Source organism: Chloracidobacterium sp. D, assembly GCF_018304685.1.
Classification (GTDB): domain Bacteria; phylum Acidobacteriota; class Blastocatellia; order Chloracidobacteriales; family Chloracidobacteriaceae; genus Chloracidobacterium; species Chloracidobacterium thermophilum.
Genome location: NZ_CP072635.1, coordinates 792889 through 814338 on the forward strand (window position 1 = coordinate 792889; position 21450 = coordinate 814338).

The window sequence follows — 21450 nt, forward strand, 5'->3', positions numbered from 1 at the left end:
GGGGTTCGTTCCCGGATAAAGGCTTGGGGATTACAAAGTCACGTTTTCCAGTGCGTCTTCCATCTGGGCGTAGGCTTCACGCAACTGTTCGAGCGTCGCCTCGTCCGTTTTCCACAGCCCCCGCCCATGGGCTTCAAGCAACCGGCGGGTCAACTTCGACAAACTGCTGGGGTTGAGGCGCTGCAACCGCGCACGCATGGCTTCGTCGAGCACGTAGGTCTGCGCCACGCCGTCATACACCCAGTCATCCACAGCCTGGCAGGTCGCACTCCAGCCAAAGGTGTTGGAGACCTGCCGTTCGATCTGGCTCACACCGGCGTAGCCGTTCTCCAGCATGGCTTCGTACCACTTGGGATTGAGCAGCTTGGTACGGGATTCGAGCCGGACCGTTTCTTCGAGACTGCGCACCTTGGCTTCGGCTCCCGTCGCATCGGCCAGCATCACAGCCGGCGCGGTGCCATCGCCCCGCAGGTGCTTGACGGCGCTGGTGACGCCGCCCAGGTACTCGTAGTAGTGGTCAATATCGGTGATGTTCATTTCGGTGGAATCCACGTTCTGAAACGCCAGCGTGACGCTGCCCAAAACCCGTTCATAGTCGGCCCGGGCCGCGACGAACTGCCCGTTCGGGTCGTATGCAAAGCCCTTGCGTGAGAGGAACGTCTGGGCAATTTCGCTGTCGTTTTCCCACGTGGACGAATCCACCAGATGGTTGACGTTGGCGCCGTAGCTGCCGGCAGCATTCGAGAAAATCCGCCGGACGGCATCTTCCCAAGTCACCCCCTGCCGCAGCATTTCCTGCACGTGGGCGCGGATGAAGTTTTGTGTCTCCGGCTCATCCGCCTCGGCTGCCAGGCGCACAGCGCGGTCAAGCAGACGTATCTGCTGTGGCAATACATCCCGGAAGATGCCGGACAGCGTCAGCACGACATCAATCCGGGGCCGGCTCAACTCGGTCAGCGGGATGAGTTCAACGTTGGCAATGCGGCCCATTTCATCGGCCACGGCCCGCGCTCCCAGCAGCCACAGGGCCTGGGCCACGCCCACGCCGCCACTTTTCAGGTTGTCGGTACCCCACAGCACGAGCGCCACGCTGCGCGGCAGTGTGCCGCCGTGTTCGCGCGCATACCGCTCAAGAAGCTGCTCCACAGACTTCTGGGCTTCGCGCGTTGCGGCATAGGTCGGCATGCGGTACGGGTCAATGGCATGCAGGTTGCGCCCGGTCGGAAGAATGCCGGGGTCACGCACGACATCCCCGCCCGCCACAGGGGCAATGTAGCGCCCGTCCAAAGCCCGCAGGATGGCATCGAGTTCAGCGTTGGTGCGGAGCTTTTCGTGCAGGTCAAACAGAAATGCAAAGTGCGCGTCAAACAGACTCCGTTTGGCGCGGCAGAGTTTGGCCAGGTGGCTGGCCCCGGCGCTGGCCGAACGCTTCTGGTGCATTTCCAGGATGGCCTCGCCGATGAAATGCCGCGCCTGTCGCTCCAGTTCAACGTTTCGTGAAAAGGCCGCCAGCGCGTCATCCCCTCCGGCAGTTCCGGCGGCCGACTTCGCGTTCAGTTCGGCCCAGTGAGCCAGGACGGTTTTGGTCAGGCTCGGCAGGCGCTGCCCGGCAACCGGAAAATCCGCCACGACGCGCAGCATGCCGACGAGTTCCTGGCTGTCGAGACCGTCATCCATCGTGTGCAGCCCCGTTGGAATGAGGCTGTACTCCAGTTCCAGCAGGTCGTTGTAGAGCTTCTGGAAGCGTTCGGTTGTCAGTTCGTCGGGAGTGAAGTCGTGGTCGAGCAGGTTGAGTTCCTTGGCCTTTTCGACGATGGCCGGAACGTAGGCCTCGCGCCGGGTCGGTTCATTGCGGAAACCGTCCATGGTTTCCTTGAGCGTCACGAATTCCTTGTACAGACCCGCTGCCTCAATGGGCGGGCTGAGGTAACTCACCAGCGTCGCGTAACCCCGGCGCTTCGCAATGAGACCTTCCGACGGGTTGTTGGCGCAGTAGGCATAAATGTTAGGCAGGTCGCCAATGAGCCGGTCGCTCCAGCAGAACCGGCTCAACCCAACCTGCTTGCCGGGCATAAACTCCGTCGCCCCGTGCGTTCCGAAGTGGAGCAGGACATCCGCCCCCCACGTCCGGTTGAGATACGCATAAAAGGCGGTAAAACCGTGGTTGGGCGTGACATCCTCCGAAAACAGCAGGCGCATCGGGTCATCTTCAAAGCCAAAACTCGGCTGGACAAACACCCCGACGTTGCCAAACACCCGTCCCATGATGGCGAAGTCCCCGCCATAGACGTTCTTTTCACCCGGCGAGGGTCCCCACGACCGTTCAATTTCGCGGTAGGTCGGCACAAGCCGCTCGTATTCCAGCCGTGGAAACAGGTCACAGACGTTGGCCGGCTGGCCGTACTGGACGGCATTGCCGTGAACGATGCTGTCGCGCAACTCGTCCACGGTGGCAGGTACGTCCGTGAGGTGGTAGCCGGCCTGCTGCATTTTGCCGAGCAGACGGTGCAGGCTTGTCCACACATCAAGGTAGGCCGCCGTGCCGACGTTGCCCTGGCTCGGCGGAAAGTTGAACAGCACGATGGCAACGCGCCGTTTGGCCGGCGGCAGGCGGCGCAGACGGACCCGCGCCATGACCCGCCCAACCAGACGCTCCACCCGATCCGGGATGGGTTCCAGCAGGCGCGAGTTCCCGGACTTGCCGGCAAAAACAATCTGATCGGTTGTCCCGTCCAGCTCTGGAATGGAGACCATCAGCGTGGCCTGAAGGCGGTTCAGCCCCTGGGTGTCGGAGAGCCACTCCTCGATGGTCTGAAACTCCAGCGAGGGCGCGCAGATGTAGGGCACGTCAAGCTGCTTCAGCAGCCGCTCGGCCGCCAGGGCGTCGTTGTAGGCCGGCCCGCCGACGAGTGAAAACCCGGTCAGCGACAGCACGGCATCCACTACCGGGCGGCCGCGTTCGAGGAAGTATTTTTCCACCGCCGGCCGGCCGTCCAACCCAAAGGCATAGGCCGGAATGACATTCGCGCCACGCTGTTCGAGGGCTTCAATGACGGCCGCATAGTGCGCCCGGTTGCCCGACAGCAGATAGGACCGCAACATCAGCACGCCAATCGTGGGGGCATTGGGCCGCGCCGGGACGTGCGCCCGCAGTTCCCTGATGGATTCGACAATGCGCCCTTCACGGGGGTGAAACAGCCCCACATCGGGGTATTCAACCGGCGGCTTCGGGTTGAAACGGCCACGGTAGGCTTCCGTGTAGCGCGTCAGCAAAAACAGCAGAAACTGCTCCAGATTGTCAGCCGAGGCATTGAGCCAGTACTGGATGCTCATCATGTAGGCGTGAATGTCCTGCGCCGTGCCGGGGATGTACTTCATAATCTTCCCGGCATTCTTGAGCATGGTGAGCATGGTGCGTCCCGGCGGCTGGGCCGCCTTGGGTTCGGCGGCCGGGTCGTCGTCCTTTTTGAAGGAATCCTTGACGGCCCGGATCATGCGCAGCGGCGAATACCACGGCGTTTCGCCTTCATCCTTTTTGGCCAGTATGAAGCGTCCCAGGCGCGTCTCCCGAATCAGCGACGGCGCGCACATCACGCAGATGACAGCCTGGTAGCGGGCGGCATGGCGGTGGAGCAACTCCCGGATAAGGGCAATTTTTTCGTCGTCAAACTGGTGGACGACAAACACCAGGTCGGCTTCCGCCGCGTCGGCGCGGAGCTTTTCAATGGCCTCAGCCCGGTCAAGTTCGGCTGCAATGTGAAAGGCCACCTGGAGATTGACGCCGTGCTGCTCACGGACCCGCGCCGCAGCAACAGCAAGGGCCAGATCGGCCTGTCCATCGAGTGCGATGAAAAGAAACTTCATACCCGAAAACGCTCTTCTGAAACCCAAAGCAAGCGCACCGCCGGCTTTCCCGGCAGGACACGCCTCGGATGGGACTCACGCGATTCGGGGACGCACACCTTCCAGCAGGCAGGTGAGGGGGGAAGGCTGTGAGGGACTGGGTGAGCCTGAAACCAAGCTATAGAACGGTTTATGGCATCGCAAAAAAATTCTTTGAAGTTTTTCCGTATCAGGCCCGGAACGCGCAGCGCAGGCCCGGAACGCACGGCGTCAGGCGCCGGGCGGCAGCTCCAGCGCCCAGCGTTCAACCCCCTGTGCGGACTGGGCCATCACACACAGAGCCAGAAAGCCAACGGTCCAGCGGGCATTGATTTCCAGAAGGCAGCGCCACCCCTGCGTGTGTTCAAGAATGTCCATCCCCCACGGGCCGCGGTAGCCCTCCGCAGCCAGGCGCACACCGACCTGCCTTCCCAGGGACAACACCGCCGCCGGCAGCGATGCAGACTGCAATTCATAGCCAATGAGCACACCGGCCCCATTGGTGACAGGACGACTGACGCCCGGCAGCCGCAGGTCGCCATCAGGGCCAATGAAGCCGCACAGGCCGTATTCCCGCTGCACGTCATACCAGGGTTCAAACAGCAGTGGCACCCCTTCGGCAAAGCGCCGGCGACACCAGGCGGCGGCCGGCGGCGGCACCCGGGGCCCCCGCCCCAGCACCCGCTCGCGGGCCGCCACGCCGTAAGGGTGCTTGATGACCCATTTGGCTTCCGCCTGCGGACAGACCTGCGCCACATGCGCCATGAGTTCCGCCTCGGACGCCACCAGCCGCGCCCGTTCATCGGCTACAGCGAGTTCGACTTCCAGACTGTGGCTGTAGACTTTCGAGTTGACCCGCGCCACGCTGTTCAGTGGCGGCGGTGACAGCCGCGCGCCAGCGCGCACTCCAACGGCCAGCGCCGTGGGCGTCCAGCCCCAGGGCGTGAAGTGGTAGGCAGACGCCTCCCGCGTGCTTTCCAGCGGCAGCAGGGCGATGCCGCGCCGGGCGGCCACGTCCTCCAACGACGTCCGCCAGGCGTCGGGCGTCAGCAGGGCATCACCGGGCCGAAGCAGGTATTTCAGCAGGTTGTAGGCGATCACCCGGTTGCGTCCCGCAAAGCGTCCGGTCGGGACGTAGCGCCGCCCCTGCGACAGAGCCGCCAGTTCGGCCTCAAAATCGGTGTTGACGTACCACAGGCGCGGTTCACCCGGAACGTCCCCCATGGCGTCCTTGTCATGGCTTGACGCCAACGCACCCGGTGAATGACTGTGCGTTAATCTCCCCCGGACTCCAGTTCCTTCAGGAAGCATTATGATCAAGTTCTATTCCAAGGCATGGCTCGATGAAATGGCGCGGCGGATGGAGACCGACCCGCGCTTTCTGGCAGATGGCAAAAAACTCAACGGCACGTTCGTCTTTCGGGTCTATGACGGCCCGGACGGCAAGGACCGGCGGACCCAGTGGACGTTCAAGCAGGGCAAGGCCATCGAATGGAAGTACGAAGACCACCCCAGCCCATGGCAGGCACTGCGGGAAGAACCCTTCAGCGCCAATTTCGTGTCGCGTACGACGATGACCTACGACAAGGCGGCCCGGCTCAACCGGGGTGAAATCACCGTGCAGCGGGCGCTGTCATCGCCGGATTACAAAATCGAGGGCAACATGAGCCTCGTCATGGCGATGATGAAGTCCTTTCAGGCGTGGAACCTCGTCGCCTCGGAAATTCCGGTCGAGTACGACTTCACCGCCGAAGACCAGCCCCAGTCAGACCCGCCACAAGCGCCGCCCCCACCTGACCAGGCCGGCAGTACGAACGCCGGTTGAGCACCGGTTGAACGGACGCGCCAGGCACACAACCAGCCAGCCAGCTTTCAGCCTCCTATCGGAAGGCTGGCGCCACTGACGGCCCGGGCGGCATCGGACAACAGAAACACCAGCACGGCGGCAATGTCTTCCGGTGCAACCCACGTGGCGCGGTCCGCCCCCGGCATCGCCGCCCGGTTGGCCGGCGTGTCAATCATGCCGGGCAGGACGACATTGGCCCGAATCCCGTAGGGCGCTCCTTCCGCAGCCAGGGTTTCGGTCAGGCGGATGACGGCAGCTTTGGCGGCAGCGTAACCGGCATGCCCGGCCGTGCCGCGCAGCGCCCCCAGCGAGGAGACATTGACGATGCTGCCCCGGCGGCGCGGTTGCATGGCGCGGAAGGCAGCGCGGCTGCCCAGAAAGGCCGTCCGCAGGTTGAGCGTCAGCATGGCTTCAAACTCTGCCAGTTCGAGGTCGGCGACGGGCGTTCCCCCGGCATAGCCGCCGACCAGATTGAGCCAGCCGTCGAGTCGGCCGTACTGCTGTATGGCGTGGTCGGCCAGTGCCGGGACGCTGGTTTCATCCGTCAGGTCGGCTGACACAAGCGCAAGCTGCCCGTCTGCGCCCTCAAACCGGGATCGCCATTCATCGGGGGCAACGTGTCCGCGATGACCCGCTACAACCACGGCTCCGGCGCGCAGACAGGCCTGCACGACGGCCGGCCCCAACCCGCCGGTACTGCCGGTGATGACAACAACCTGTTCCTGAAGTGACATAGGCAACGTCCCGCCTTCCTCAGCAGTCCGCAGGCACACGGGGCCGGGGCGGGGATACATCCTTTCCGAAAATTTGCGCTTGGCGAAGGGCGGCGCTTCCGTGTAGGATTACGGTTTCGCTTTGGCTTCGGCCCGGCGCGTCTCAGCCGGTGAGTTTGTGCAAGACCAAACAGGGCGTCCAGTGAAAATGGCATAGCATCCGGCGCCCGTCTGGCAGGAAGGTGAGCAGTGAAAAAAGGCATCCATCCCGAAAATTACCGTCCCGTCGTGTTCCGGGACGAATCCGCCGATGTCAACTACATCATCCGTTCGACAGTCAAAACCAACAAGACCATCACCATTGACGGGCAGGAATACCCGCTGGTGATGCTGGACATCTCCGCGGCTTCCCATCCCTTCTTCACCGGGAAGCAGAAGTTTGTGGACACCGCCGGGCGCGTTGACCGCTTCAACCGGCGCTATGGGAAGAAGACGACCGGGGCCGCGGACAAACCAGCGGCGAAGGCGTCAAAGTGACAGACACTGTGGCGGCTGCCCGCCAGAGCCGGTGGGTGAGTCAACATTGCTCATTTCACGAGAGTCGTTATGGCCAAGAAAAGTCGCATTGCCAAAGCTGAGAAAATCAAGCGCCTTGTCGCCAAGTATGCCGAAAAGCGGGCCGCGCTGAAGGCCATCATCCGCAACCCGAACGCAACTGACGAAGAGCGCGAAGCGGCGCTGTACAAGCTCCAGGACCTGCCGCGCAACTCCTCCCCGGTACGCATTCGCAACCGCTGCGCTATCACGGGACGCCCACGCGGGTATCTGCGCAGGTTCGGCCTGTCGCGCATCAAGTTCCGCGAACTGGCCCTGCGGGGTGAGATTCCGGGTGTCAGAAAGGCCAGTTGGTAACGTCCGCCACACGGCGCAACCGACTTACCGGCCCTTACGTTCACCAGCACCGACTTCCCCACCCGGCCCGGCGTGTGTAAACCCGCCGGGCCGGGGTGTTTTTCTGTGGCTGTTGTTTCCGCCGTCACTCGCCGGACCGGCTTCGGTAGGGCGAGAGGGCGTGCTGCACGAACATCCAGCCGATGAGAAACGCGATGAAGGTGCTGGCCCAGCCCATGGTCGTCTCGCCAATCCAGAACGTGACAGCAATGTTGAAGGCAAAGATGCCGAAATAGACCCCCAGCGGAGCAACATGCTGGAACGGAAAGGCAAAGCTTCCCGTGCGCGCCACACCACGCAGCAGCGTTGCTTCCCACAGGCGAAAGGTCGTGGTGATGAGTACGCTGACCACAAACCACCCGACATAGTTTTCAATCGTCACGCCAAAGTGTGGGCCGCCGTGTGGGTAGCCGTAGATTTGCCCCAGAAACCACCGCTCACCCTGGAGCGTCACCGGATCAATCACCACATCGAGAAACATCATCAGCAGTCCGGCATAGACGGTCGTCAGCCATGACCGCCGCGCTGGCGCGTCATCGGGCGCCACATGCCAGGAAGTCAACGGCGTACGCAGGATGACAGCCGCTTCAAAGCTGATGAAGGAAAGAAAGGCAAAGGACAGCGAATCAAAAAAAGGCACGCCCGCCACCCACAGTTCGCGGTCACTCGTGCGGTCAATGTAGTCGTACCGCCCGAAGGGAAACCCGTTGTGAACGGAACTCCATTCACAGGCCCAGGCGATGAGATACGCCGTAACAGTCCAGACCAGGGTACGCAGCCAGCCCAGCCGCGCCACAGCCAGAAACAGGTACGCCAGCAGGAACACAAAGACGTAGGGACGCAGCAGGACGGTCCCCGCCAGGCGATGCAGCAGATCGGTCATGGTTGAAAGTCGCGGATGAGCGGCAACGGCTCATCGGCGGTCAACAACTCCAGCGCCGCCAGGATAACCCGCCGTTGGAGCGCCGGGTTGTGGGGTTCGCCCAGGGGATACCCCAGCGGGAACGGTACCCACAGGGCGCGCGGCGGACGTACCTTCTCGGTGACGAACCGGTACAGTGAAATCGAGACCGTCACGATGCCTTCGTTTTCAAATGCAGCCTGAATCAGTCCGACCGACTGATTGCACATCGGTCAGACCGGGGTCAGCAGGGCGACTTCCACGCCGTCGGCCCGGGCCTGGGCGGCAGCTTCCGGCGCGGTACGGGCAATGAGTTCCCCCGGCTTGGCAATCGAACCGCAAAATGACCAGGCCCGCGCGTTGAGTTCGCCCACGACACCTTCCGCCACGAGTTCCTGAAAACGGGTGATGGGCAGTGCCAGGTTCGGGTCGCGCTCGATACCCGTGTGATCAAACGAAGGGCTGACATGCCCGACCTTGAGCGTGGTGAGGTCACAGTCGGTCGGAATGATGCGAAAGGACGGATCGCCGGCCAGCTTGAGGTCAAACGTCGGTTGCGTGGGCAGGTGAAAGGCGGCCGTCGTCACCAAGCCGACCTTGCAGGCGGACAGCGGCTTGGTCAGCCGCGCCGGTTGCCAGACGGATACCGTGTAGCGGTAGGCGCGCATAAAGGAGCGGACAAGCAGGCTGGCATCGGAAAGTTCCGCCATGGCGGCTCACCTCCGGCAGTTGGGGCGTTTCACGGGTGACACGGTGACACGCTCAGGCTGGATTTTCAATGAGCTGCGCGTGCAGCTTCTGGACGGCCGTCGGCGCGGCAGCTTCCGCCAGAAGAAACAGACGCGCGTGGGGCGATGGATGGGGCAACAGCGGCGTGGAACGAAACTCGGCCAGAATTTCGCTCAGCGCCGGATGTAGTTCCGTGGCCTCAGTTCCGAAGTTGCCGACGACACACAGCAGCGCGCGGTCGGTCGTCACCTGCACGTCGCCACAGGTCTGAAGGTCGCGCCGGGCCGCTTCCAGTGCCTCGCCGTCCTCCACTGTGGCCGTCAGCCCCAGGCGCGAGGCCGCCAGGTGCTCGACCAGGATGCCGTGGGCGTCCAGAATCTGGGCCATTTCGTCCAGGGCCGCGGCCGTGCGCCAGCTCCCCCGTGGACGCACGTGAACGGCGGCCACACCGTTGCGGTGGGTGACGGCCAGAATGGCCCCGGCCGGGGCGCCGGATGAAGCCCTAATCGTCGAGTAGCCAGCTTCCGGGTCGTACGAGTTGCGAATGCTCACCGGAATGCTCAACCGCTCGACCGGCTCGATGGTGCGTGGATGCAACACTTTCGCCCCGTAGAGCGCCAGATCGGTGGCTTCCCCGTAAGCCAGTGTGTCCAGCCGCCGCACTTGGGCAACCAGACGTGGATCGGCCGAGTAAATGCCGGCGACATCCGTCCAAATCTGGACTTCGCAGGCCTGAAGTGCTGCGCCAATCAGGGTGGCCGAATAATCCGAGCCGCCGCGGCCAAGTGTCGTGGTCGCGCCGTCAAAGGTCGCGCCGATGAAGCCGCCCAGCACCGGGATGACTCCTTCCGCCAGCAGCGGCCCCAAAACCTGACGGGTGTAGGCCTGGGTTGCCTCCCAGCGCGGGCGCGCGCGTCCGTAAACATCATCTGTCACGATGCACGTCCGGGCATCCACCGTGCGACAGGGCGTACCGTCACCGGCCAGAACGGCCGTCAGCAGCGCGGCGGAAAGGTGTTCGCCATAGGCCACGACTTCATCGCGCAGCGGTGGAATGGTGCCCGGATAGCGGCGCATCACCTCCAATGCCTGCGCGATGCGTTCGCGCGCGGCATAGAGCACGTGGACGAACTCACCGTAGGCACTCCCTTCGGTCAGCCGTTCGGCCACCTCGCTGTAGCGGGCAAAATGGGGTTCCAGCCACTCCAGCGCCGCCGTCGTGTCCTGTTCCAGGGAACGCTTGACGGCATCCAGCAACGCATCGGTCATCCCGGCCATGGCCGACACCACGACGACGGGCTGCTGTCGGGGCGGCTGACCTTGCTGCCGACGAATGATGGCGGCCACCCGCTCAAAGGCCGCCGTGTCCTGAACCGAAGTGCCGCCAAACTTCATCACCACGGGGCACAGCCCGGGGTTGGCGGCCGAAGGCACAGAAAGGGATGGTGTTGGGTTCATGTGGGTTGGGTTGTGAGTGCCGCACGCAGGCAGGGGGCAACAGCATCGGGTTCGGCCAGAAAGCCATCGTGGCCATGGTCGGTTATGATTTCATCATACTGAACCGCCACATTGACTGCCCGCAGCCGGTGGGCCAGCGCGCGTACGCCGGCGGCCGGAAAAAGCCAGTCCGAAGACAGCCCCACCAGGTGTATCCGGGCGCGAATCCGCGCCAGTTCCGCATCGGTGAGGTCGAAGGTGTCCATGGCTTTGCTCAGCACAAGGTAGCTGTTGGCATCAAACCGCCGGACGAACTTTTCTCCCTGGTGGTCGAGATAGCCGGCTACGTCGTATCTTCCGGTCAGCGTCTTTCGGGGGTCTTCACCTGACCGGTCGGGACGGCGGCCGAAACGGGCATCAAACAGCGCCGCTGACTTGTAACTGCACATGGCAATGGCGCGGGCCAGGGCGAGTCCGGCCACCGGCTGCGTCGTGTAGTCGCCATCCTGCCAGGCGGGGTCGGACAGGATGGCCTGCCGCTGAAGATGGTTCAGCGCCAACCCCATGGCCGGCAGTGGCGTCGCGCCAATGGCGCAGCAGACATCGAGCAGGGCGGGGAAATCCGTGGCCCAGCGCAGCGCCTGCATGCCCCCAATCGAACCGCCAATCACGGCCGTCAGGCGCAGGATGCCCAGTTGCCGCAGCGCAAGGTACTGGGCGCGCACCATATCCCCGATGGTCACCAGCGGAAACCGCGCTCCGTAGGGGCGTCCACGCCGTCGGTCAAGCGTCGTCGGCCCGGTCGAACCATAGCAGGAACCAAGCACATTGATGCCCACGATGGCATAGTGCGCCGGGTCCAGCAGGCGCCCCGGCCCGACCAGTCCGCCCCACCAGTCGGCCACCCGGGCTGAACCGGTCAGGGCATGGCAGACGAGAATGACGCCGCCGGGAGCCGTTTCCGGTTGGCCGTACCAGGCGCACCGCAGTGTCACCTCCGGCAGTTCGCCCCCGGCTTCCAGGCGAAAGGGATGCTCGTCGAGGGTGACATCGCACTCGACCGTTGGTTCGATGGCATCCATGGCGTTTTTTTCAGAGCCCCGGCAACTTTTCCTTCCCGCCGGGAAGGAAAAGCGCCGCTGGCAAAAACCATCGCCGACGCCGGGCGCTGGGACGGAAACTCTCTCAGCCCGAACCGTCACAAAAGAGCGCCGGCGCCGACGAAGCTCGAAAGCTCAGGCCGTGGCCGATTGCGCCGCCGCTGGCGATTCCGAAATGACGGCGCTGCGCAACCCGGCGTCAAGGTCGGCCAGGATGTCGCGGATGTCCTCAATCCCGACGGAGAGCCGGATCATCTCCGGCGTCACACCTGTCGCCCGCTGTTCTTCTTCGGAAAGCTGGGAATGCGTGGTTGAAGCCGGATGAATGACCAGGGACTTGGCATCGCCGATGTTGGCCAGCAGGCTGAACAGCCTGACCGAATTGATGAAGCGCTTGCCGGCCTCGTAACCGCCCTGAATCCCGAAGGTCACGAGCGCCCCGGCCCCCTTGGGCAGATACTTCTCTACCCGCGCCTTCTGTTCGCCTTCCGCCAGACCCGGATAGTTGACCCAAGCGACGTGGGGATGGTTTTTGAGGAAGTTGGCGACAGCGAGGGCGTTTTCCGAATGACGCGCCATGCGCAGGGAGAGCGTTTCCGTCCCTTGCGCCAGCAGGAAGGCGTTGAAGGGCGACAGCGCCGCGCCGGTATCCCGCAGGCCCTGCACCCGCGCCTTGATGATGAAGGCCAGATGGCCAAAGGCTTCCGTATAAACGATGCCATGGTAGGACGGATCGGGCGTCGTGAAATCGGGAAAACGCCCGGAAGCCTTCCAGTCGAAGTTGCCTCCGTCAATGATGACCCCGCCGATGCTCGTTCCGTGACCGCCGATGAATTTCGTGGCGCTCTCGATGACAATGTTTGCGCCGTGCTCGATGGGACGGCACAGCGCCGGTGAAGCCGCGGTGTTGTCAATGATGAGCGGCAGTCCATGGCGATGGGCAATCTCTGCAAGGCGTTCGATGTCGGTCACAAGCAGGTTCGGGTTGCCCAGGGTCTCTGAGTAGATGGCCTTGGTGCGTTCGTCTATGAGCTGCTCGATGCCGGCAAAGTCGTCGGCATCCACAAACTTCACGGTGATGCCCAGCTTGGGCAGGGTGTAGCGAAACAGGTTGTACGTCCCGCCGTAGAGTGAGTTGGTCGAAACGATGTTGTCACCGGCGCTGGCGATCGTGGTGATGGCCAGCGTTTCGGCTGCCTGCCCGGAAGCTGTCGCCAGCGCAGCCACTCCACCTTCGAGCGCGGCCAGGCGCTTCTCGAACACGTCGGTCGTGGGGTTCATCAACCGCGTGTAGATGTTGCCAAACTCCTTGAGTGCGAACAGCCGCGCAGCATGGTCGGCATCGTCGAACTGGTACGAGGTCGTCTGGTAAATCGGCAGGGCGCGGGCTTTCGTTGTTGCCTCGGGCGCGTAGCCGCCGTGAAGGGCCAGGGTATCGAAGTGGTATTCCGCCATTGGGACATCCTCCCTAAAGTGACCTGTGTGAAGTGACCCGGCGCAGCCCAAAAAGCAACTGCCCCGCACGCTTTGCCCAAAGCGTGCGGGGCAGATACGGCTTGGACCACCGGCGCTTTAGCAGTTTTTAGCGTGGAGCAAGTTGCCTAAATCGCCACGTCAGGTTGTCAAATCATCCGTTATGACGGACGAACGATGGATGATAACGGAGAACCTTGTCAACCCATTTCTGTGTCGGCGGCCGACAGCGCAGAGGAGGAAGAAAGCGGGCATGTTTTCGTTGTCGGCAGGACGATGGTAAAGGCGGTTCCGACGCCTTCGGTGCTTTTCACGCTCACCTGCCCGCCGTGGGCAGCCGTGATGCGCTGCACAATGGCGAGTCCCAGTCCCGTGCCCAACTGCCGGGTGCGCTGCCGGGCCTGGTAGTACGGGTTGAAAATGTAAGGCAGGTCCTTGGCCGGAATGCCCGGCCCGGTGTCTTCGACGTGAATGACCAGAAAACTTTTACCCGCGTCCAGCCCGACGCCTTCCGTTCGCTCGGCGCGCAGCGTCACTGTGCCGCCGGCAGGCGTGAACTTGATGGCGTTGGAGAGCAGGTTGCCGATGGCACGCAGCATTTTGCCCCGGTCAAGCAGCAGACTGGGCAGGTCAGCCGGGTACTCGACGCGCAGGGTGATGCCCTTGCGCTCGGCGTTGAGGGAGACCTGATCAGCCGCTTCCTGGACGAGTTCCCCGGCGGCCACCAGCTCCAGTTCAAGTGTGGCTTCCCCGGCTTCAGCCTTGGAGAAATCCAGCACTTCGTTGACGAGCCGGGTGATGTGGTCGAGGGTACGGTAAGCGTGCTGAAAAATCCGGCGCAGTTCATCGTCTATGATGCCGGTTTCCTCCGCCCGGAGTTCCGTCAGTTCCAATGCGCCATAGACTGTGGCGAGTGGCGAGCGGATGTCGTGGACGAGCACGGCCGTGAACTCCTCCCGCTGATGGGCCAGCTCTTCCAGCTTGGCGACGGTTTCCTGAAGCTGGGCAGCTTTTTCGCGCAGTTGGTGTTTGAGTTCGTGAATGCGCATGGCGCTGCGCACCCGCGCCAGAAGTTCCTTGGTTTCACAGGGCTTCACCAGGTAGTCATCCGCCCCGGCATCAAGCCCCTGCACCCGGTCTTCGAGTTCGCTGCGCGACGACAGCATGATGATTTGGCTGTCGAGCAATTTGGGATTGGTGCGAATCAAACGGCACACCTCAGGCCCATCCAGACCCGGCATCACCCAGTCCAGCAGAATCACCCCCGGCAAGGCAGCATCCACCTGCTGCAAGGCATCTTCGCCATTCACAGCTTCCAGTACGGCAAAGCCGGCCCTGGTCAGGATTTTTCTGAATAACAGACGTACAGTGGATTCATCATCCACCACCAGCACTGTGTTGGACATAAGCTCATGACCCCTGTGGCGGCGTCGAACGCAGCCGCGTCTCTCCAAAGGTCAATTCCGTGCCCCGATAGAGCCGCTGGAGGTTCTCGCGGTGGCGCGCAACAATGACCAGACCTATCACAACCGACCACACCAGGGTCGGCAACCAGACGGCTGGTGGACGCCCCGCCCACCAGCCATCACAACTCCAGATGCCAAACGGCAGCGCGACCACCCCCAGCAGCGAACCCAGCGACACTGTGCGCGTCAGGGCAAAGGCAACCACCCAGACTCCGAGCGACAGAAGCGTGGCCCACGGCGACAGCATCAGAAACACACCCACTCCGGTCGCCACGCCTTTGCCGCCGCGAAAGCCGAGATAGACCGGAAACATGTGGCCCAGGATGGCTGCCAGCCCCACGGCGCCCTGAGCTGTGGACGCGGACAATCCGAACCACCGCACCGCCAGCCACAGCACCAGCATGCCCTTGGAAACATCCAGTATGTAGGTGGCCAGTCCGGCGGCGAGTCCGGCCTTGCGGACGACATTCGTCGCCCCGGTACTTCCCGACCCGGAAGCGCGGACATCTTCACCCGTCACGGCCTTGGCAATCAGGAAGCCCGAAGGCAGGCCGCCGATGAGGTAGGCCAGCGTCAGAGCGACAAACCAGGTTGCCAGCGGTACGGTTGCCATCGGTTCCGGTATCGTTGCACTAGTTACGGTATGAGGCGTCCACCCGGTCGAGTTTGCGCAGCAGCGCAGGCCAGACCAGTTCGGCGCCCAACCCAAGCGTCACCTGGTCAGCCTGGGCGCGAATGCCCCGCAGAATCGGCTCAGGAATCGTCACGAGCGGTTGCCCGCCGGACTGCGCCAGAACCTGGATGCGGCAGGCGCTTTCCACAACGTACATCAGCAGGAAGGCTTCGGCGGCCGTCCGGCCGACGGTCAGCAGGCCGTGGTTGCGCAGGATGAGAATCTGCTTGTCGCCCAGGTCGGCCACCAGACGTGGCTTTTCGTCTTCATTGAGCGCCACGCCTTCGTAGTCGTGATACCCAAGGCTGGCAAGGGCAAAGAGCGACTGCTGGGAAAGCGGCCGCAGCCCTTCGGCCTGGGCGGCAACGGCAATGCCATGTGGCGTGTGCGTGTGGAACACACACCGGGCATCTTCCCGCGCGGCATGAATGGCGCCGTGAATGGTGAAGCCGGCCGGATTGATGCGGTAGGGTGTTTCCATGACGATCTGCCCATTGAGATCAATCTTGACCAGGTTCGAGGCCGTCACTTCTTCAAAGAGCAGACCGTAGGGATTGATGAGAAAGTGGTGGTCCTCCCCCGGGACGCGCATTGAAATGTGCGTAAACACAAGGTCATCCCAGCCATACAGCGCCGTGAGGCGATACATGGCGGCCAGATCAACCCGCGCCTGCCATTCTTCCGGCGAGACACGGTCACGAACACTCAGCGGCGCAGGTGCGGTCATAGGACAATTCCTCCGTAGGCGCAAATGGACGGGTTCAGGCCGGGCGGTGGGTAGCCCGGTAGGTGGCTTCGATCAGGGAACTGATGCCGCCGCGTGGCGTAAAGTCGCCCGTGACCGTACATTCGACCGGATCGCAGGCGGCAACGACATCCCGCAGGATGCGGTTGATGGCGTTCTCGTAAAAAATCCCCAACTGGCGGTAGGCGTGAATGTAAAGTTTCAGCGATTTCAGCTCCAGGCAGCGGTCACGGGGCACGTAGGTGATGGTCACCGTCCCAAAATCCGGCTGCTCGGTGAGCGGGCACACGGACGTAAACTCCGGGATGCGAATCGTAATTCGGTAGTTCGGAAACTGGTTGGCCCAGCACTCGATGGGTGGCAGCGGTGCATCCAGCCCCTTTCTGGCATGTTCATCGGTGTAAGCGCCCATGAGACATTCAGACCTCGTTTCCTGAAAATCGGTGTTACCTTACCAGCCGCCAGGCGGACTGGCACGAATTTTTCTGACACGAATTTTTGCGCTGTGGAGCTGAACTTTTGCGACATTGAGGCGCAAGCACTTTTCATTTGAAAGGAATCATAACGGTATGACTGAACTGCGCAACATAGGCGTCGTCGGCTGCGGCACGATGGGCGCCGGCATTGCCCAAACCGTGATTCAGGCTGGCCTGGATGTGGTGGTGGTCGAAACGGACGATGACCGGCTGCAACGCGGTTTTACGACGATTGTTTCATCCCTGTCGAAACTGGTCGAGAAGGGCCTTTTGGAAGATGAAGCCAAAAGTGCGGCCCAGCAGCGGCTGCGTGGCTCGACCGAGCTTTCGGCGCTGGCGGGATGTGACCTCATCATCGAGGCTATTGTGGAAGACCTGGCCGCCAAGCAGACGTTGTTCCGCCAGTTGGATGCGTTGTGCCGGCCTGAAACGGTCTTTGCCAGCAACACCTCCTCGCTCTCGATTACCCAGATGGCGGGTGTCGTTTCACCGGCGCGGCAGACCCGCTTTCTCGGCCTGCACTTCTTCAATCCCGTCCCGCGCATGGCGCTTGTGGAAGTCGTCCGGTCGTTTCTGACCGACGCCGCCGTGGCCGAGCAGGTCACGGCCTTTGTGCAGGCGATTGGGAAAACGCCTGTTCAGGCTACGGACAAGACGGGCTTTATCGTCAACCGCCTGCTCGTGCCCTACTCCCTCGACGCCATCCGTGCGCTGGAAGAGGGCGTCGGCTCGATAGCCGACATTGACCAGGCAATGAAGTTGGGGGCGGGGCATCCCATGGGGCCGCTGATGCTCAACGACCTGGTGGGGCTGGATGTCCTCCTCAACGTGGCCAATGTCATGTACGATGCCTTCCGGGAACGGCGGTTCGCGCCCCCGCCGCTTCTGACGCGCATGGTGGCGGCTGGCTGGCTGGGTCGCAAAACCGGACGCGGCTTTTACGACTACAGCGACCCGAAACAGCCCAAGCCCATGACGCTACAGTGACAGGCCGGCTGCCCGGGCCGGGCAACGGGCCTGGGACAGGCAATTAATAAGGAAGGCCCTCCACTGGCAGCTTTCTTTTGGGAGGCGTCGGCATGGTCAGGAAAAAGTCTTCAGAAGCAGCCGAAGGGCGTTTGGTGTGGAACCATTCGACCCACATTCCGGGACTCATCCCCGTGCTGACGCGCCTGTGCAAAGTGCCCGGCGTCAAGACGGTGACGCCGGGACGCCTGGGACAGGCCAAGGGCCGCCCGCTGCCTCTGACGATTCGGGTCACAGTGCCGATTGTCGGTGGCTTCAAACTTCAGGCGCGTTCCAGTGGGGGCGTCCAGGAAATTTTTGTCGTCACTTCCCTGACCGAAGCGGAGTTGCAGCAGGCCATAGATGAACTTCTGGCCGACGACTGACCGCTGCGCCCGCAACCCACTACGATGTCTGACGCTGCTCCCACCCTGTTTTCGGAATCTCTGCCATTGACGCGGCAGGCCGCTGAGCGCGAAGCGGCAGCCCTGCGGGCTGAAATTGCGCGTCATGACGAGTTGTATTACCAGCAGTACGCGCCGGTCATCAGCGATTACGACTACGATCAGCTCGTCAAACGGCTTCAGGCCATCGAGGCGGAGTTTCCCGACCTCATCACGCCCGATAGTCCGACGCAGCGGATTGGCGGACGCCCCAGCGAAGGCTTTGCCTCCGTACCGCACCGGATTCGCATGCTGTCGCTGGATAACGTCTATTCGCCTGACGAACTGCGCGAATGGGAAGCGCGCTGCCGGCGCACCTATGACGGGCCATTTGACTACGTGGCCGAACTCAAAATTGACGGCATCAGCCTGGCGCTGCGCTACACCGATGGGCTACTGACGGAAGCCATTACCCGTGGCGATGGGCTGACCGGCGATCTGGTGACGGAAAATGCCCGTACGATCCGACAGATTCCCCTGCGGCTGGCGCAGCCGCTGGCAGCCGACATCGAAGTACGGGGCGAGGTCTATCTGCCTCTTTCGGCGTTCCGGCGGCTTAATGCCGATCTTGAAGCCGAAGGCGAAAAAACCTTCGTCAATCCCCGGAACGCTGCCGCCGGCACGATGAAGCTGCTGGACTCACGGGTGGTTGCCAGTCGGCGGCTGGCGATGTTCTGCTATGAGTTGTTTGCCGACGGCGTCAAACCCTTTGCCACGCACTGGGAAAGTCTTGAATGGCTGCGCCAGGCGGGTTTTCCGGTCAATCCTCACGCCCGGCGTTGTGCGACGCTCGATGAGGTGCTGGCGTACTGCGCCGAAATGGAAAGCCAGCGGATGGCGCGCGACTATGACACCGACGGCGTGGTGGTGAAAATCAACCCGGTGCGTGTTCAGGACGAGTTGGGTGCGACAGCCAAAGCGCCACGCTGGGCGGTTGCCTACAAATTTGCGCCGATGCAGGCCCAGACCCGCCTGCGCGGCGTGACGTGGCAGGTCGGCCGTCTGGGCACGCTGACGCCGGTAGCCGAACTCGAACCGGTTTTTGTGGCCGGGACGACTGTGGCGCGCGCTTCCCTGCACAATGAAGACCAGATTCAGCGGCTTGATGTACGGCAGGGCGATCTGGTCATCGTCGAAAAAAGCGGCGACATCATTCCGCAGGTTGTGGGCGTGGTCACGGCGGCGCGCACGGGCGCGGAGACTCCGGTTGGCGTCCCGGAATACTGTCCGGGCTGCCCGGAGCGGCAGGTCCGGCTGGTGCGCCCGGAAGGTGAGGTGGCGTGGCGGTGCCCCGAAATGCACTGCCCGACCAAGCTGCGGCAGCAGGTGCAGCATTTTGCCAGCCGTCTGGCGATGGACATCGAAGGGCTGGGCGAAGTGCTCGTGGACAAGCTGGTACGGGAGGGCCTCGTGACGGACGTTGCCGATCTCTACGCCCTGACGGCCGAACAGGTCGCGGCACTGGAGCGGTTGGGGGAAAAGTCCGCAGCCAATCTCATGGCACAGCTTGAGCGCAGCCGGACGGCCGGGTTGGAACGGCTTATCTTTGCCCTGGGGATTCCCGATGTCGGCCGCCGCAAGGCGCAACTGCTGGCGCAGCACTTCGGCTCGCTGGCGGCGCTGGCGGCAGCTTCGGAGGCGGAACTGGTGGCCGTACGGGACATCGGTCCGGCCACAGCCGCGCACATCCGCCAGTGGTTTGCCGATGCCCGGCATCAGCAGACGGTGGCGCGGCTGGAAGCGGCCGGGGTTGTGACCCGGCTGGACTCGTCCGGTGCGGGTACGACGGCGCGGCTGGCAGGCAAGCAGTTCGTACTGACGGGAACTCTGCCCAACCTGACGCGGGAGGAAGCGACAGCGCGCATCGAGGCGGCTGGCGGACGGGTGACGAGCGCCGTCAGCAAGAAGACGGATTATGTTGTGGTGGGTGAAAATCCCGGCTCGAAGCTGGCCAAGGCTGAGGCGCTGGGCATTCCCCTTCTGGACGAAGCCGGGCTGCTGGCGCTACTCGCCGGATAAGAAGACCTGCCGCTATGTTGGATACTGCTGCCGTCTGCACACCTGTCCCGGTGAATCCAGGCGGCTTCAACCAATTGTTGAAGAAAAAAGCAGATTGGTTTTTACAGAAGTGCCAGCATTAATTAGTCTGATACATTTTGAAATAAGCTACCACGAGCTTCATCACTAATAAGCGTATTACCATATCAAACATAGCAAGTTTTCCAGCGGAAGACCTGGATTATTCCTGCTATGACGTTCTACCACAGGAAACTTAGTTGTTTCTCTTGCAAATTCCTTTCGTGCAGCTTAGTCAAATAGTTTGAAATAAAGAGTTCCTTGCCCGTCTGATTGGAGTGAGGGGTAACATTACGCATTCCGTATTTCAAATCCCAAGTCAAGATTGTCGCAAATGAAAAGAGTTCTCTGATATACTCGCTATCATCATACGTGATGAGCCAATCGTGGCGGCACCTTTTCATCGTCTCGGCAAAACGAACATGGTCAAAGCATTTGTGTAAGTTTCCATTCTTACCATACAATGCAGATTTAGTTGCGGAATAGTAGGGCGGATCAAGAAAAAGAAACACATTTTTACCTTCCTGCTCAACAACTTTTTGGAAATCTTCATTAGTGATCTTTGTTCCCTTAATGACCTCTGCAAACTTTTTCAATCGATGAATACTACTTTCAGTAAATCTTCCTCGAAATGCTTGTTCGCTGTACCCACCACTTTCACTTGTTCCAGAAAATGTCATGCGATTGAGAATAAAAAATGCAGCAGCAGTTTCAATGTCATCAAATGCAGAAGTATTGCTGACGAGAAATCTATGTAAGTCTTTACCTTCTTGGAATTGCTCGCGCCATTCATAGACTTTTTTGATTACATATTCCACGTTAGATTCGCACATCTTCCAAAATTTAAAAATTGGAAGGTGCAAGTCATTAACCCAAAATTTTCTGTTCGGAAATTTTTGCTTGAGATAGATAAATACAGATCCTCCGCCGAGAAATGGTTCACGGTATTCTTCGAATTGAGGCACAAGCGAGGCGATCAAGTTTACTGCGCGGCTTTTACCTCCTGGGTATCTAAGTGGACTTCTGATCATTGGCTTCTTGCACTTTTACCTCAAAATTATTACTTTTTGCTTCTAAGAAGAGTTGCTCTATCAATCTTTTTTGCGTCTCATTGAGACGATTCGCGCTGAAGAAATTTTTGAGTTCTTCTTCTAAGGACTTGGAACTAATGTAGCCACTTAATTTTTCAGATGTCAACTTCAAGGTTGGGTTACATACGACATTCGCCCCATTTACCTTTGTGTTGGAAAGATTGGAATATAAAACCATCTTCAATAATCCGTCCTTGATGTCGCTCTTACTGGGTATCAAAGTATTTTTACTGTGCTTTGCCTCAATCAATGAAACAGTTTTACCTGGCTGAACCTCATCCACAGTAAGAAAATACTGCCCACCTGAGTAATCTTCAATAGTTAGTTTTGCCTTTGTAAAGTTTGACAATTTTTCTTTCGGCTGAACAGTAGCATATTCTCTCATTTGCGCTTTTTGTGCGTTTTCCCTTGAAGATTTCATATATTGCGATATATCCTGCCTG

The 21450-nt window shown here is 61.2% G+C and carries 21 protein-coding genes; 6 read left to right on the forward strand and 15 right to left on the reverse strand.

Annotated features, from left to right (window positions below):
• Positions 1 to 30: 30 nt before the first annotated feature.
• A complete protein-coding gene (locus J8C01_RS14475; RefSeq protein WP_211432888.1) occupies positions 31 to 3864 on the reverse strand; it encodes a magnesium chelatase subunit H in 3834 nt (1277 codons plus the stop codon).
• Positions 3865 to 4113: 249 nt separating this feature from the next.
• Positions 4114 to 5106 (reverse strand): hypothetical protein, encoded by a 993-nt coding sequence (locus tag J8C01_RS14480; RefSeq protein ID WP_211432889.1) that lies wholly within the window; start codon positions 5104 to 5106, stop codon positions 4114 to 4116.
• An 88-nt stretch (positions 5107 to 5194) separates the two neighbouring features.
• On the opposite strand from J8C01_RS14480, the gene J8C01_RS14485 reads away from it, so the two are divergent.
• Complete coding sequence (locus J8C01_RS14485; protein WP_014100818.1) at positions 5195 to 5707, forward strand: hypothetical protein; 513 nt, start codon at positions 5195 to 5197, stop codon at positions 5705 to 5707.
• A gap of 47 nt (positions 5708 to 5754) precedes the next feature.
• Here the strand turns inward: J8C01_RS14485 and J8C01_RS14490 are convergent, their stop codons facing one another.
• Complete coding sequence (locus tag J8C01_RS14490; protein ID WP_211432890.1) at positions 5755 to 6462, reverse strand: SDR family NAD(P)-dependent oxidoreductase; 708 nt, start codon at positions 6460 to 6462, stop codon at positions 5755 to 5757.
• Positions 6463 to 6690: 228 nt separating this feature from the next.
• On the opposite strand from J8C01_RS14490, the gene J8C01_RS14495 reads away from it, so the two are divergent.
• Complete coding sequence (locus J8C01_RS14495) at positions 6691 to 6978, forward strand: type B 50S ribosomal protein L31 (protein ID WP_014100816.1); 288 nt, start codon at positions 6691 to 6693, stop codon at positions 6976 to 6978.
• Positions 6979 to 7047: 69 nt separating this feature from the next.
• Positions 7048 to 7353, forward strand: a complete 306-nt coding sequence (rpsN, locus tag J8C01_RS14500; RefSeq protein ID WP_014100815.1) for a 30S ribosomal protein S14 — start codon at positions 7048 to 7050, stop codon at positions 7351 to 7353.
• A 124-nt stretch (positions 7354 to 7477) separates the two neighbouring features.
• Here rpsN and J8C01_RS14505 read toward each other — a convergent pair whose 3' ends face one another.
• From J8C01_RS14505 to queF, 10 genes are all read right to left on the reverse strand, one after another.
• Entirely contained in the window at positions 7478 to 8275 is a 798-nt protein-coding gene (locus J8C01_RS14505; RefSeq protein WP_211432891.1) for a carotenoid biosynthesis protein, read from the reverse strand.
• Entirely contained in the window at positions 8272 to 8523 is a 252-nt protein-coding gene (locus J8C01_RS14510) for a hypothetical protein (RefSeq protein WP_014100813.1), read from the reverse strand. Before J8C01_RS14510 ends, J8C01_RS14505 begins: the two co-directional genes overlap by 4 nt.
• Positions 8524 to 8526: 3 nt before the next feature.
• Complete coding sequence (locus J8C01_RS14515) at positions 8527 to 9003, reverse strand: glycine/sarcosine/betaine reductase selenoprotein B family protein (protein WP_014100812.1); 477 nt, start codon at positions 9001 to 9003, stop codon at positions 8527 to 8529.
• A gap of 52 nt (positions 9004 to 9055) precedes the next feature.
• Positions 9056 to 10480, reverse strand: coding sequence for an aspartate kinase (locus J8C01_RS14520; protein ID WP_211432892.1), 1425 nt, complete (start codon positions 10478 to 10480; stop codon positions 9056 to 9058).
• Entirely contained in the window at positions 10477 to 11541 is a 1065-nt protein-coding gene (locus J8C01_RS14525; protein WP_211432893.1) for a homoserine O-acetyltransferase MetX, read from the reverse strand. The genes J8C01_RS14520 and J8C01_RS14525 overlap by 4 nt, the downstream gene beginning before the upstream one ends.
• Before the next feature lie 153 nt (positions 11542 to 11694).
• Positions 11695 to 13014 carry an O-acetylhomoserine aminocarboxypropyltransferase/cysteine synthase family protein gene (locus J8C01_RS14530; protein WP_014100809.1) on the reverse strand — a complete coding sequence of 440 codons (1320 nt, stop codon included), beginning with the start codon at positions 13012 to 13014 and terminating at the stop codon, positions 11695 to 11697.
• Between the two features lie 218 nt (positions 13015 to 13232).
• The gene (locus J8C01_RS14535; RefSeq protein ID WP_014100808.1) at positions 13233 to 14438 is read right to left on the reverse strand and encodes a hybrid sensor histidine kinase/response regulator; all 1206 of its coding nucleotides are present in this window, start codon (positions 14436 to 14438) and stop codon (positions 13233 to 13235) included.
• A 4-nt stretch (positions 14439 to 14442) separates the two neighbouring features.
• Positions 14443 to 15111 (reverse strand): glycerol-3-phosphate 1-O-acyltransferase PlsY, encoded by a 669-nt coding sequence (plsY, locus tag J8C01_RS14540; RefSeq protein WP_014100807.1) that lies wholly within the window; start codon positions 15109 to 15111, stop codon positions 14443 to 14445.
• 19 nt (positions 15112 to 15130) lie between these two features.
• Positions 15131 to 15898 (reverse strand): class II aldolase/adducin family protein, encoded by a 768-nt coding sequence (locus J8C01_RS14545; protein WP_014100806.1) that lies wholly within the window; start codon positions 15896 to 15898, stop codon positions 15131 to 15133.
• 34 nt (positions 15899 to 15932) lie between these two features.
• Positions 15933 to 16328, reverse strand: a complete 396-nt coding sequence (gene queF / locus J8C01_RS14550) for a preQ(1) synthase (RefSeq protein WP_014100805.1) — start codon at positions 16326 to 16328, stop codon at positions 15933 to 15935.
• A gap of 157 nt (positions 16329 to 16485) precedes the next feature.
• Here queF and J8C01_RS14555 point away from each other — a divergent pair, with 157 nt between their 5' ends.
• From J8C01_RS14555 to ligA, 3 genes are all read left to right on the forward strand, one after another.
• Positions 16486 to 17379, forward strand: coding sequence for a 3-hydroxyacyl-CoA dehydrogenase family protein (locus J8C01_RS14555; protein ID WP_014100804.1), 894 nt, complete (start codon positions 16486 to 16488; stop codon positions 17377 to 17379).
• A gap of 92 nt (positions 17380 to 17471) precedes the next feature.
• On the forward strand, positions 17472 to 17783 hold the full coding sequence (locus J8C01_RS14560) for a DUF2103 domain-containing protein (protein WP_014100803.1): 312 nt from the start codon (positions 17472 to 17474) through the stop codon (positions 17781 to 17783).
• Between the two features lie 24 nt (positions 17784 to 17807).
• Positions 17808 to 19859 (forward strand): NAD-dependent DNA ligase LigA, encoded by a 2052-nt coding sequence (ligA, locus tag J8C01_RS14565; protein WP_211432894.1) that lies wholly within the window; start codon positions 17808 to 17810, stop codon positions 19857 to 19859.
• A 239-nt stretch (positions 19860 to 20098) separates the two neighbouring features.
• Here ligA and J8C01_RS14570 read toward each other — a convergent pair whose 3' ends face one another.
• Together J8C01_RS14570 and J8C01_RS14575 are read right to left on the reverse strand one after the other, a co-directional pair.
• Positions 20099 to 20947: a DNA adenine methylase gene (locus J8C01_RS14570; RefSeq protein WP_211432895.1), complete on the reverse strand. Its 849-nt coding sequence runs from the start codon at positions 20945 to 20947 to the stop codon at positions 20099 to 20101.
• Positions 20928 to 21428: a hypothetical protein gene (locus J8C01_RS14575; protein WP_211432896.1), complete on the reverse strand. Its 501-nt coding sequence runs from the start codon at positions 21426 to 21428 to the stop codon at positions 20928 to 20930. The genes J8C01_RS14570 and J8C01_RS14575 overlap by 20 nt, the downstream gene beginning before the upstream one ends.
• Between the last annotated feature and the right edge of the window lie 22 nt (positions 21429 to 21450).